The organism is Nitrospirillum viridazoti CBAmc, from assembly GCF_000730165.1.
Lineage (GTDB): Bacteria > Pseudomonadota > Alphaproteobacteria > Azospirillales > Azospirillaceae > Nitrospirillum > Nitrospirillum viridazoti.
The window spans coordinates 1,350,280-1,362,631 of record NZ_CP022110.1 but is presented as its reverse complement, the minus strand read 5'-3'; the positions used below and the strand labels follow the sequence as shown (position 1 = coordinate 1,362,631).

At 68.8% G+C, this 12,352-nt stretch carries 12 protein-coding genes; 6 read left to right on the top strand and 6 right to left on the bottom strand.

Going from position 1 to position 12,352, the window contains the following annotated elements:
* Window positions 1–171: 171 nt before the first annotated feature.
* The 4 genes from Y958_RS06365 to Y958_RS06350 all read left to right on the top strand — a co-directional run bounded on the left by Y958_RS06365 (window position 172) and on the right by Y958_RS06350 (window position 2,647).
* Window positions 172–492: a hypothetical protein gene (locus Y958_RS06365; RefSeq protein WP_145615568.1), complete on the top strand. Its 321-nt coding sequence runs from the start codon at window positions 172–174 to the stop codon at window positions 490–492.
* Between the two features lie 165 nt (window positions 493–657).
* Window positions 658–969: a thioesterase family protein gene (locus Y958_RS06360; RefSeq protein ID WP_211098553.1), complete on the top strand. Its 312-nt coding sequence runs from the start codon at window positions 658–660 to the stop codon at window positions 967–969.
* A gap of 113 nt (window positions 970–1,082) precedes the next feature.
* The gene (locus Y958_RS06355) at window positions 1,083–1,496 is read left to right on the top strand and encodes a VOC family protein (RefSeq protein ID WP_088871332.1); all 414 of its coding nucleotides are present in this window, start codon (window positions 1,083–1,085) and stop codon (window positions 1,494–1,496) included.
* A gap of 281 nt (window positions 1,497–1,777) precedes the next feature.
* Complete coding sequence (locus Y958_RS06350) at window positions 1,778–2,647, top strand: DUF2189 domain-containing protein (RefSeq protein WP_088871331.1); 870 nt, start codon at window positions 1,778–1,780, stop codon at window positions 2,645–2,647.
* A 23-nt stretch (window positions 2,648–2,670) separates the two neighbouring features.
* On the opposite strand, the gene Y958_RS06345 is transcribed toward Y958_RS06350, so the two are convergent.
* On the bottom strand, window positions 2,671–3,963 hold the full coding sequence (locus tag Y958_RS06345) for an O-acetylhomoserine aminocarboxypropyltransferase/cysteine synthase family protein (protein WP_088871330.1): 1,293 nt from the start codon (window positions 3,961–3,963) through the stop codon (window positions 2,671–2,673).
* Between the two features lie 149 nt (window positions 3,964–4,112).
* Entirely contained in the window at window positions 4,113–4,691 is a 579-nt protein-coding gene (locus Y958_RS06340) for a tetratricopeptide repeat protein (protein ID WP_088871329.1), read from the bottom strand.
* Window positions 4,692–4,876: 185 nt separating this feature from the next.
* On the opposite strand from Y958_RS06340, the gene Y958_RS06335 reads away from it, so the two are divergent.
* Window positions 4,877–5,455 carry a hypothetical protein gene (locus tag Y958_RS06335; RefSeq protein ID WP_088871328.1) on the top strand — a complete coding sequence of 193 codons (579 nt, stop codon included), beginning with the start codon at window positions 4,877–4,879 and terminating at the stop codon, window positions 5,453–5,455.
* Between the two features lie 16 nt (window positions 5,456–5,471).
* Here the strand turns inward: Y958_RS06335 and mfd are convergent, their stop codons facing one another.
* From mfd to Y958_RS06315, 4 genes are read right to left on the bottom strand one after another with little or no spacing between them, the layout of a single operon-like run.
* Window positions 5,472–9,155, bottom strand: a complete 3,684-nt coding sequence (mfd, locus tag Y958_RS06330) for a transcription-repair coupling factor (protein ID WP_244909396.1) — start codon at window positions 9,153–9,155, stop codon at window positions 5,472–5,474.
* A 37-nt stretch (window positions 9,156–9,192) separates the two neighbouring features.
* Window positions 9,193–9,489 (bottom strand): succinate dehydrogenase assembly factor 2, encoded by a 297-nt coding sequence (locus tag Y958_RS06325; RefSeq protein ID WP_088871327.1) that lies wholly within the window; start codon window positions 9,487–9,489, stop codon window positions 9,193–9,195.
* A 52-nt stretch (window positions 9,490–9,541) separates the two neighbouring features.
* Window positions 9,542–9,835, bottom strand: a complete 294-nt coding sequence (locus tag Y958_RS32985; protein ID WP_088871326.1) for a type II toxin-antitoxin system RelE/ParE family toxin — start codon at window positions 9,833–9,835, stop codon at window positions 9,542–9,544.
* A gap of 6 nt (window positions 9,836–9,841) precedes the next feature.
* Window positions 9,842–10,117: a CopG family ribbon-helix-helix protein gene (locus Y958_RS06315; RefSeq protein WP_088871325.1), complete on the bottom strand. Its 276-nt coding sequence runs from the start codon at window positions 10,115–10,117 to the stop codon at window positions 9,842–9,844.
* Between the two features lie 149 nt (window positions 10,118–10,266).
* Between Y958_RS06315 and recG the strand changes: the two genes are divergently transcribed.
* Window positions 10,267–12,348, top strand: coding sequence for an ATP-dependent DNA helicase RecG (recG, locus tag Y958_RS06310; RefSeq protein WP_088871324.1), 2,082 nt, complete (start codon window positions 10,267–10,269; stop codon window positions 12,346–12,348).
* The last annotated feature ends 4 nt before the right edge of the window (window positions 12,349–12,352 follow it).

Sequence of the window (12,352 nt, the reverse complement as noted above, 5' to 3'; positions counted from 1 at the left end):
CCAGGCCGGGGGGCAGCGCGACCATAGCGGACGCGGCGGATGGGCGGCCGGACGGATGGCGGGGGCGGGAGCATATTTGGACACCGTCACGGTCGCCGTGATATTTTGACGGGGTGAACTTTCCGCCGGCTACTCCCGAGCGCGGCGGTCGTACAGGAAGGCGGAACCCCCATGCCTGAACCGATGCAGCCGACGCGACGCGCCCACCGAAAGCTCCTGCCCCTCCTCCTCATGGTGCCGCTGGCCCTGGTCGCCGTTTCGCCCTTCGCCAAGGCCACAGGCATCATGGCGGCGCCCATGGCCGTGACCGTGACTGTGGTCGCGGCGTGCAACATCACCCCCGCCTCGCTGCTGGCGCAGATGCGCACCGGCCCGAGCGCTAACGTCTGCCTGAGCGATCCCGCCACATCCACGGTCGGCGCCCCCCATCCCACCATCACACCCATCCAGGAGGCAGGGCAGGGCATCACCACGCTGGTTATCGAATTCTGAACCGCCGGCGTCCGCCGAGGTCAGCCCGGAACGGCTGTCGGTGAGGAGCAGTCAACGCATGAAATCCTGCCTGCAACCCGGCCTGCGCCACAGCGAAAGCCTGACCGTTGACGCCAGCATGCTGGTGCCCGCCCTGCCCGCGCCGCCTTCGGTGGCTTCCACGACATGCCGCCGGTCTTTGCCACCGCGCAGATGGTGGCCTTCATCGAATGGACCTGCGTGCAGGCGCTGGCGCCCTATCTGGAACCGGGGGAGCGCACCGTCGGCACCCATGTCGACGTCAGCCACGTGGCCGCCACGCCCGTGGGCATGACCGTCACCGCCACCGTGGAATTGATCGCCTTCGACGGCCGCGCCCTGCGCTTCAAGGTCGCCGCCGTTGATGCCACCGGCCTGATCGGCGAAGGCTTCCACAGCCGGGGCGTGATCGACTACGCCCGCTTCATGGCCCGGGTGGAGAAGAAGGCGGCGTGCTGAAGAACCCGACATGGATGCCGGCCGCCCCCACCGAAAGAAAAATTTTCGGGGCCCTGTCGGTTCCGGATGGCCCGGCCCGTCCTTCGGGTACTGCTTCCTGAATGGAGAGGACAATGCCCAAGCAAATCTTCATCAACCTGCCGGTGCGCGACCTGCCCAAGGCGATGGCGTTCTATACCGCCATCGGCGCGGTGAACAATCCGCAGTTCACCGACGAGACCGCCGCCTGCATGGTGTTTTCCGACACCATTTTCGTGATGCTGCTGACCCACGATAAGTGGCGGGTTTTCACCCAGAAGCCCATCACCGACACCCACGCCAGCGGGGCGTTGATGCTGGCGCTGTCCTGCGACGACCGCGCCGCCGTGGACACCATGGCCGAGACCGCAAGCCGGCACGGCGGCAAGGCCGACGTGAACCCCAAGCAGGACCTCGGCTTCATGTACAGCCGCAGCTTCGAAGACCCGGACGGCCATGTCTGGGAGCCGCTTTTCATGGACACTGCCCAACTCCCGCCCCAGTCCTAGCCCCCGCACGGGCGCCCCCGTCTCGACAAGACGGGCGCGCAGAAGGCGCCGGGACCGGATATTGGAAACCGCTTCTCCACGTCCGGTCCCCTATTCCCACGCCCATTAACAAGACCAACCAACCGGCGTACACTTCCCGCGAAAACAGGAGCGGCGCTTAACCGCCCTGCGCGGCCGGACCCTGGCCATTGGGCCTCGGTCGCGGCAAAACATCCCTGCCTTGGGCCCCGCTGATCTCTGGGCCCCTGCCTGAAACCGCAATGCGTTCAGGAGGATCGGGCATGACACAAGAGACCATACGCAATCCCGTGGAATGGACATGGGAACGGCTGGGTGAAGCGGCGGCGGGCGTGGCGTCCGTGGGCCGGGCCATCGGGCATATGGAGGACCTACGGGCGCGGGAGGCGCCCCTGGTGCGGCGCATCGGCGTGGCCGACCTGGGCGAGGCCATCGCCGCCGGCTTCCGCGACTTCGGCGCCTTCCGCACCGACGTCTTCGCGCTGTGCATCATCTACCCCATCCTGGGCTGTGTGCTGGCCCGGGCGGCGGTGAACCTGAACATGCTGCCGATGTTGTTTCCGCTGGCCTCCGGCTTCGTGCTGGTGGGTCCGGTGGCGTCCATCGGCCTCTTGGAGATGAGCCGGCAGCGGGAACGCGGCGCTCAGCCCAGCTGGCGGGAGGCGTTCGGCCCCCTGCGCTCGCCGGCCATCGCCGCCATCGCGGCCCTGGGCTTCCTGCTGACGGTCATCTACTTCGCGTGGCTTTACGCCGCCCAGGGCATTTATGACGCCACGCTGGGCCCGCAGCCGCCGGCCTCGGTGGCGCAATTCGCGGCCGACGTGGCGGGCAGCAGCGCCGGCTGGACCATGATCGCGATGGGCTGCGCCGTGGGCGCCTGTTTCGCGGCAGTGGTGCTGGCCATCGCCGCCATCAGCTTCCCCCTGCTGCTGGACCGCGACGTGCCGCTGCACACCGCCGTCGCCACCTCCATGCGGGCGGTGTGGCGCAACCCGGGCGTCATGACGCTGTGGGGCCTGATCGTGGCCGGCAGCCTGCTGGCGGGCACCCTGCCCGCCTTCGTCGGCCTGATCGTGGTGATGCCGGTGCTGGGCCACAGCACCTGGCATCTCTACCGCCGGCTGGTGGTCTGACTTCCGCCGGGCGCCTGCGCCCGTTAGGCCTGGGCCAGCGCCTGGGTGAGGTCGGCCAGGATGTCGTCGATGTGCTCGATGCCGATGGACAGGCGGACATAGCCGGGGGTGACGCCGGTGGCCGCCTGGTCCTCGGCCGAGAGCTGGGAATGGGTGGTGCTGGCCGGATGGATGGCCAGGCTGCGGGCGTCGCCGATGTTGGCGACGTGGTAGAACAGCTTGAGCGCGTCGATGAAGCGGCGGCCGGCGTCGGCACCACCCTTCAGTTCGAAGCCCACCAGCGCGCCATGGCCGCCCTTCAGCACGGCGTCTGCCCGGCGGCGCAGTTCCCCCGTCTGCCGGCTGGGGTGGATGACGTCCGACACCTTGGGATGGTCCGCCAGGAAGGCGGCGACGGCGCTGGCGTTGCGGTTATGCTCCCGCATGCGCAGCGGCAGGGTCTCCAGCCCCTGGATGGCCTGGAAGGCGTTGAAGGGGCTGAGCGGGGCGCCCACGTCGCGCAACAGGGTAACGCGGGCGCGCAGGATGTAGGCGATGGGGCCCAGCGGCTTCACCGCCTGCGTCCACACCGCCCCGTGATAGCTGGGGTCCGGCTGGTTCAGCAGGGGGAAGCGATCGGCATGCGCCTCCCAATCGAAATTGCCGCCGTCGATGAGGGCGCCGCCGATGCTGGTGCCATGGCCGCCGATGTATTTGGTGGTGGAATAGACGACAACGGCCGCCCCATGGTCCAGCGGGCGGGCGATGATGGGCGTGGCCGTGTTGTCCATGATCAGCGGCACGCCCAAGTCGCGGCCGATGGCCGCCACCTCGGCGATGGGGAAGACGCGCAGCTTGGGATTGGGCAGCGTCTCGGCGTAATAGGCGCGGGTGCGGTCGTCGGTGGCGCGGCGGAAGTTCTCCGGATCCGACGGATCGACGAAGCGCGCCTCGATGCCCAACTGCTTGAAGGTGTTGGCGAACAGGTTCCAGGTGCCGCCGTACAGGTCGGTGGAGGTGACGAAGTTGTCGCCGGCGCTGGCCACGTTCAGGATGGCGAAGGTGCTGGCCGCCTGGCCCGACGCCACCGCCAGGGCCGCCACCCCGCCCTCCAGCGCCGCCAAGCGCTGTTCCAGCACGTCGGTGGTGGGGTTCATGATGCGGGTGTAGATGTTGCCCAGTTCCTTGAGCGCGAACAGGTTGGCGGCGTGCTCCGTGTCGCGGAACTGATAGGATGTCGTCTGGTAGATGGGCACGGCCACGGCGCCCGTGGCGGGATCGGCGCGGTACCCGGCGTGCAGGGCCAGGGTCTCGGGGTGCTTGCTGTCTACGGCCATGGCGGCGTTCTCCCATCTCTTATTGGACTGGCGCCGATTGTGCCGCAAGCTCCAAAAATTGCACCCACAGAGTGCAGCTTATTAAATTATTTCATTTATTTACCTGAATGGTTGGGCAGATGTCCCGCCTCGCTCGATTCCGGGTTGCCTCACGGCGACATGGCGCTCAGCCGGGCAAGGCGGGCCCGCGCCTCCGCGACGCCGGGGTTGTCCGGCAGGCCATAGTCGCGCTGGAACAGATTATCGAGCGCGGCGTAACGGTCGAGCGCCTCCTGCCATCGCACTTCGGCCTCACCCCGGTCCCCGCGCCCCTCCGCATTGCAGGCCAGGGCACGCACGGCGTTGGCCATCTCCAGCGGGGCGGTGTCCGCCGCCTGGTACAAGACCATCATCTCGGCATAGACCGGTGCCGCCTCCGCATGCGCGCCCTGGTCGTCGAGGATGCCACCCAGGTGCCGCAAGGCACTCGCCAGGAGCAGGCCATTATCCGCGCGGCGCAACAGGGCGGCCGCCTCTTCCTGCGCGCTTCGGGCGTCGCCGTAACGCCCCAGGTCGCGCCAGGCCTGCGCCAAGCGCGTCAAAGCGTGGGCCAAATCTCCCGCCGCCCCGGCGGCGCGCAGCAAGGCCACGGCCTGGCCGGCCGCGTCCAGGCTCTCCGGCAGCCTTCCCACCCGGCGGGCGGCGGCGGCTTGGTTCAGCAGTTCCTGCGGATCCGGCGCCTCGGCCATCAAGGCCTCCCTTCAAAAAGCGCTGAACGGAGCCTAACCCGGCCAGGGGGCGACGGGAAGGTCGGACTGGGCGGTACGCCTGCCGGCATAGCCGTATCGCGATACCGGCCACGCCCTTTTCCGGCCACACACCGCCCCTACCCTTCCTTGCAGCCGTAAGACAGTTCAGCTGCCGGAGCGTGAAAATGCCCAAGGTTTCCCTGTTCACCAAGGTCCCCCTGCTCAAGAGTTCCCTGGCCAAGATCGGCCTGTTGGCCACGCTGCTGGCCACGGCGGGCGGCGCCCATGCCGAAGAGATGATCGAACCGGTGTTCGGCCTGATCTATGACCCGCAGACCGTGGTGTTCGAGCAAGCGCCCGACACTCTGCCCGGCCGCTGCCCCGGCCTCGCCCAGGCCGACCTGGGGGATCGCATCCGCGTCTTCGGTCGCACGGACGTGGACGGCACCCAATACTGGGCGCTGGGCGGCGAGGTGGTGGTGCGGCGCAAGGACAAGCCCATCGTGGTGCCCAAGGGCGCGGTCGTGGCGCTGACGGCCGACGGCTGCACCCTGCTGGGCCCCATCCGTGCCTTCTTCCAGTTTCCCAACGGCGTTCCGGCCGACGCCGTGTCCCGCCTGGCGGACGAGGTGGTGGAGCGCTACCAGTCCGCCTACGGCGGCGCGCCCGCCTTCACCGCCGTGCTGAAGAAGCAGGACGCCGTGCCCCAGGCGCCCATGAAGGGCCTGTTGCGCGCGGCATTGGAACGGCATGGAGCCTTATAGCCCTATCGCCGCAGCCCTACCGCCGGCTGCGCGGCGGGGCGGAGAAGCCCGGGCGGTTCAGCTTGCTGGCCGGCAGCGGCGGCTTGTGCCCCCAGGCGGAGACGGGCTTGCCCTGCGGCTTGGGCGGCGGGGGTGGCGGCGGTGGCGGGGGCGGGTCGGTCTTCACCATCTCACCCGCCGCCATCTTGGCCAGGTCGCTCATCAGCTTGCGCACGCCGTCCATGCGCGTCTCCGCGCTGTCCCAGGGGCGCAGCAGCACCAGCTTGTGGTCCGGCCGGATCTTGGCGGTGCCGGCCTGTTGCTGGATGAACCCCACCAGGGCGGCGGGGTTCTTGAACTCGTTGTTGCGGAAGCCGATGACGGCACCCTTGGGGCCCGCGTCCAGGGTCTGCACCCCGGCGTCGCGGCACAGGCGCTTGATCTCCACCAGGCGCAGCAGGTTCTCCACCTCCCCCGGCAGGGTGCCAAAGCGGTCCACCATCTCGGCGGCGAAGGCGTCGATCTCCGCCCGGTCCACCAGGTCGGCCACGCGGCGGTAGAGCGACAGGCGGATGCCGAGATCGGCGACGTAGTCTTCCGGGATCAGCACCGGCATGCCCAGCTGGATCTGCGGCGTCCACTGCTCCTCCGCCGCCTGCGCCTCCGTCAGGCCGCCGCGCGCGGCGGCCACCGCCTCCTCCAGCATCTGCTGGTAGAGTTCCACGCCCACCTCACGGATCTGGCCGGACTGCTCCTCACCCAGCAAGTTGCCGGCACCACGGATGTCCATGTCATGGCTGGCCAGCTGGAAGCCCGCCCCCAGGCTGTCCAGCGTCTCGATGACGTGCAGGCGCTGCTGCGCCGTCTGCGACAGCACCGTCTTGGGCTGATAGGTCAGGTAGGCGTAGCCCCGCACCTTGGACCGGCCCACGCGGCCGCGCACCTGGTACAGCTGCGCCAGGCCGAACATGTCGGCGCGGTGGACGATCAGGGTGTTGGCGCTGGGGATGTCCAGACCGCTTTCGATGATGTTGGTGGCCAGCAGCAGGTCGTACTTGCCCTCATCGAAGGCGGTCATCACCTCCTCCAACTGCGCCGCCGGCATCTGGCCGTGGGCGGTGATCATCTTCACCTCCGGCACCAGCTCGGCCAGCCGTTCCTGCAGCTTGGGCAGATCCTCGATGCGCGGGCAGACGTAGAAGCTCTGCCCGCCGCGATAATGCTCGCGCAGGATGGCCTCGCGGATCACCACCGGGTCATAGGGCAGCACGAAGGTGCGCACGGCCAGGCGGTCCACCGGCGGGGTGGCGATCAGCGACAGCTCCCGCACGCCGCTCAGCGCCAATTGCAGGGTGCGGGGAATGGGCGTGGCGGTCAGGGTCAGGACGTGCACGTCGGTGCGCAGTTCCTTCAGCCGTTCCTTCTGCTTCACGCCGAAATGTTGTTCCTCGTCCACGATGACCAGGCCCAGCCGCTTGAACTGGATGCTCTTGGCCAGCAGGGCGTGGGTGCCGACCACGATGTCGATGGTGCCATCGGCCAGGCCGGCCTTGGTCTGGGCGGATTCCTTCGCCGTCACCAGGCGCGACAAGTGCCCCAGGCGCACGGGCAGGCCGGCGAAGCGCTTCTCGAAGGTGCGGGTGTGCTGGCGGGCCAGCAGGGTGGTGGGCACCACCACCGCCACCTGCAAGCCGCTCATGGCCGCGACGAAGGCGGCGCGCAAGGCCACCTCGGTCTTCCCAAACCCGACGTCGCCGCACACCAGGCGGTCCATGGGTTGGCCGGAATTCAAATCCTCCAGCACGTCCTCGATGGCCTTCAGCTGGTCATCCGTCTCGGCATAGGGGAAGCGGGCGGCGAATTCGTCATAGACGCCGTCCGGCACCTCGATGGGCGGGGCCTTGCGCAGGGCGCGCTCCGCGGCGATGCGCAGCAGCGCGTCGGCCATGTCCTTCAGCCGCTTCTTGACGCGGGCCTTGCGCGACTGCCAGCCGACCCCCCCCAGCTTGTCCAGCTGCGCGCCCGATTCCTCGGACCCGAAGCGGGACAGCACCTCGATATTCTCGACCGGCACGTACAGCTTGTCGCCGCCGTCGTAGAGGATGCGCAGGCAGTCGTGCGGGGCCCCGGTGACGGTCAGCGTCTCCAGACCGTCGTACCGGCCGATGCCGTGATCGACGTGCACCACCAGGTCGCCGGGCGACAGACTGGCGGCCTCCGCGATGAAGTTGGCGGCGCGGCGCTTCTTCTGTGACGGGCGGGCCAGGCGGTCGCCCAGGATGTCCTGTTCGGTGATGACCGCCAGGTCGCCGGTGGTGAAGCCGGTGTCGATGCCCAGCACGATGACGGCGGTGGCCCGCGATTCCTGCGCCCCCACCTCCGCCCAGGTGTCGGCGGTCAGGGCCGGGTCGATGCCGTGTTCCTTCAGCATCTTGGCCAGGCGGTCGCGGGCACCCTGGCTGTAGCCCGCCACCACCACGCGGCGGCCGTCGGCGTGCATCTGGTCGATGTGCTGGCCCAGCGCGCGGAAGACGTTCACGTCCGGGTTGGCGCGGGCGTCGGCGAAGTCCCGCCCCCGGCGGCCGCCGGCGTCGGTCAGGTTGGGGTTGGACCCGCCCTTTTCGTCTTCACGGGCGACAGCGGCGAAGGTCGACAGCTGCGCCACGCAGCGCAGGGCCAGGTGCCGGTCCCAGGCGTCACCATCCAGGAACATGGCGGAGGTCGGCACCGGCTTGTAGACCGGCGTGCCCGACTTCTTCTCCACCTCCTGGAAGGTGCGGCGGGCCTCGTAGAAGTCCGCCACCTGGGACAGGCGGGCGTCGCGCGCCTCCTCCGCCTGGGCGTCCAGGCTGACCACGGCGGCGGGGACATAGTCGAACAGCGTGTCCAGGCCGGCGTGGAACAGGGGCAGCCAATGTTCCATGCCCGGCATCTTGCGCCCGGCGCTGATGCCCTCATACAGCGGGTCGCTGTCGGTGACGGCGCCGAACAGCTCCCGGTACCCGGTGCGGAAACGCTGGACGGAGGGGTCGTCCAGGAACACCTCCGACATGGGTTTGAGGTCCACGCCCGACCGCTTCTCCGTGGTCATCTGGGTCATGGGGTCGAAGGCGCGCACGCCTTCCAGCTCATCCCCGAACAGGTCCAGGCGCAAGGGTTCCGGCGTCGCCGGGGGGAACAGGTCGATGATGCCGCCGCGCACGGCGTACTCGCCCGGCTCACGCACCGTCTGGGCGCGGGTGTAACCGTTGTTGGCCAGGAAGCGCTGCAGCTCATCGACGTTGAGGCGGCCGCCCACCTTGGCGCCGAAGGTGGCGTTGCGGAAGGCCAGGCGCGGCGGCACCTTCTGCAGGGCGGCGTTCAGGGTGGTGAGGACGATGAAGGGGCCTTTCGGCCGCGCGCCCAGCAGGGTCGTCAGCGTCTCGATGCGCCGGGCCACGATGTCGCCGTTGGGCGAGACGCGGTCATAGGGCAGGCAGTCCCACGCCGGGAAAGGCAGCACCGCCACGTCGGGCGCGAAGAAGGCCAAAGCCTCCTGCACCCGGGCCATGCGCGTGTCGTCCAGCGCCACGTGCAGCAGGCCGGAGGCCCCGGCCCGGCGCGCCAGGTCGGCCAGCACGCGCGCGTCATGCCCCTCCGGCGCGCCGGCGACCAGCAGGCGGCGCGGCGTGTCGGGGTTCAGGCCGGAAAGCAGGGCGGACGGCAGGACAGTGTCGGGCATGGGGCAACAGCCAGGCGTAAGCGGTGACGAAAAAAAATCAGGCGACGCGGTGGGCCTGCAGCAGGGCCATCAGGTCCGCATCCAGGTCATCCGGGAAGGGTGCGCGGCCCAGCAGCCAGTCGAAGACGTCCGGGTCGTTCAGATCCAGCAAATGCTCATAGCGGTCCAGCTGTTCCACCGTGAAGGCCGGCACATGCTTTTCGGCGAAGGTACCCATCAGCAGGTCCATCTCCTTCATCCCGCGATGCCAGCTGCGGAAGATCAGGCGCTTGCGCCGCACGGCTAGGGCATTCTGCGAGGCGTCGTCCTCGGTGATATCAGTGGTGATGGACATGGAACAGGGACCTTGAAGATGGTTCTGAAAACGGGGCCTCACCACACCCGCACTAACCTGGCGGGAGCCTCGGCCAACGTTGCCGGCCATGGAGTACCCGCAGAATGGCAATCGTGTCACCCCGTAACCGATAGGCGACCAGATATGGCGTTTTTTGGATGACAAGCTCACGCGTGTTGGCACGACGGCCATTTCGCCCAGCCTGCGGGAAACGCGCTAGCAGATCCGACACGGATGCAATCACGGCCTCGACCTGCTGGGCCGCCGCCAATGGGCTATCCTGGGTGATATAAGCTTGAATGGACGTCAAATCCCTTAAGGCGGGAATGGTCCAAACGATACGCATGCTGGTTTAGTCGGACTTAGGCGCAGGCATGGGCAACTCATGGGATGTGCCCCATGAGCGGACCCATGCCACGACGTCCTCATGGGCCACGACCTCACCGGCATCGGCGGCGCGAATTCCTTCGTCTATCGCCGCGAGCTGCCATTCCTGGAGGGCGACGAAATCCTTGACCGCTTGTTCGACAACCCATGCGGCAGGGCGGTCAAGGGCGGCAGCGACCGCAATGACCTGATCGCTCAGCTCCGGTTCGAGATTGACGGCGACAGGCATCGTTTTCGTCATGACAGTTCCACCGCTTGGAAGGGACGGCATCATACACCACCAGGAACACATCGTAAACATACCCCTCGACACGAGGGTAGCCCGTCGACAAGCCGGCCCGCTAACATATAGGCATATGCCCACGGTTTTGCGTCCTGGAGCCTGCCCCGTTGCGTCCGCCCGTCCTCTATCCCCTGTTCGCGCCCATCACCAGCCTGCCGGGCCTGGGGCCCCGCCTGGGCAAGCTGGCGGAGCGGCTGACCGGTCCGCACGTGGCGGACATCCTGTGGCACCTGCCCACCGGCATCCTGGACCGCGCCAACGCCCCCAGCATTGCCGAGGCGCCGGAGGGCCGCATCGTCACCCTGACGGTGCGGGTGGACGGCCACATGCCGCCGGTGCAGCGCCACCGCCCCTACCGCGTGCGCTGCACCGACCATACCGGGGAGATGGAGCTGGTGTTCTTCCATGTGAAGGGCGACTGGCTGGAGAAGAAGCTGCCCCAGGGGGCCATGGTGGTGGTCAGCGGCAAGGTGGAGCGCTTCAACGGCCTGCTGCAGATGCCCCACCCCGACCATTTCGCCCCGGTGGAGGAAGGCGCCCCACCGCAGGAGGTGGAGGCGGTCTATCCCCTGACCGGCGGCCTGAACCCCAAGCCGCTGCGCACCGCCATCCAGGCCGCCCTCGCCCGCGCGCCGGATCTGGAGGAATGGCAGGATCCGGCCTGGCTGGAGCGCCAGGGCTGGCCCACCTGGAAGGCGGCGTTGGCCGGCGCGCACGACCCCAAGGGGGAAAAGGACGTCAACCCGCTGAGCCCCCTGCGCCAGCGCCTGGCCTATGACGAGCTGCTGGCCAACCAGCTGGCCCTGGCCCTGGTGCGCTGGCACCAGCGGCGGCTGGCCGGCCGCGCCACGGTGGGTGACGGCACCTTGCGCACCCGCATCCAGGCGGCATTGCCCTATCAGCTGACCGGCGCGCAGGCGCAGGCGCTGGTTGAGATCGACGCCGACATGGCGCAGCCGGAGCGCATGCTGCGCCTGCTGCAGGGCGACGTGGGCAGCGGCAAGACCATCGTGGCGCTGATGGCCATGGCGACGGCGGTGGAGGCCGGCGCCCAGGCCGCCCTGATGGCGCCCACGGAAATCCTGGCACGCCAGCACGCCGAAAGCCTGGCCGACCTGGCCGAAACCGCCGGCATCCGCCTGGCCCTGCTGACCGGCCGCGACAAGGGCAAGGCGCGCCAGCAGGTGCTGGATCGCCTGGCGTCGGGGGAGATCGACATCCTGATCGGCACCCACGCCCTGTTCCAGGAGGACGTGGCCTTTCGCGACCTGGCGCTGGCCATCATCGATGAACAGCACAAGTTCGGCGTGCACCAGCGCCTGGCCCTGGCGACCAAGGGCCGCGGCGTCGATACCCTGGTCATGACCGCCACCCCCATCCCGCGTACCTTGACCCTGACCGCCTATGGCGACATGGACGTCAGCCGCCTGATGGAAAAGCCGCCGGGGCGCAAGCCGGTGGTGACCCGCGCCGCTGCCGCGGACCGCATCGAGGAAGTGGTGGAGCGCGTGGCCGCCGCCATCAAGACCGGCCAGCGGGTCTATTGGGTCTGCCCCCTGGTGGACGAGTCGGAAACGGTGGACCTCGCCAACGCCACCCTGCGGCATGCCACGCTGATGGAACGGCTGGGCGGGTGCGTCGGCCTGGTGCACGGCAAGATGAAGGGTGCGGAGAAGGACGCCGTCATGGCCCGCTTCGCCGCCGGCGAGCTGTCCGTGCTGGTGGCCACCACCGTCATCGAGGTGGGGGTGAACGTGCCGGAGGCCACCATCATGGTGGTGGAGCATGCCGAGCGCTTCGGCCTGGCCCAGCTGCACCAGCTGCGCGGCCGCGTGGGGCGCGGCGAGCGCGCGTCCGCCTGCCTGCTGCTGTACACCGCCCCGCTGGGCGAGACCGCCCGCGCCCGCCTGGACGTCATGACGTCAACGGAGGATGGCTTCATCATCGCCGAGAAGGATCTGGAGTTGCGCGGCGCGGGCGAGGTGCTGGGCACCCGCCAGTCCGGCCTGCCGGAGTTCCGCATGGCCGACATCACCGTGCACGCAGACCTGCTGGCCACCGCCCGCGACGACGCCAGCCTGATGGTGGCCCGCGACCCCGACCTGGAAACCCCGCGCGGCCAGGCCCTGCGCGTGCTGCTCTACCTGTTCCAGCGGGATGAGGCGGTCAAGACGCTGCGGTCCGGTTGATCCC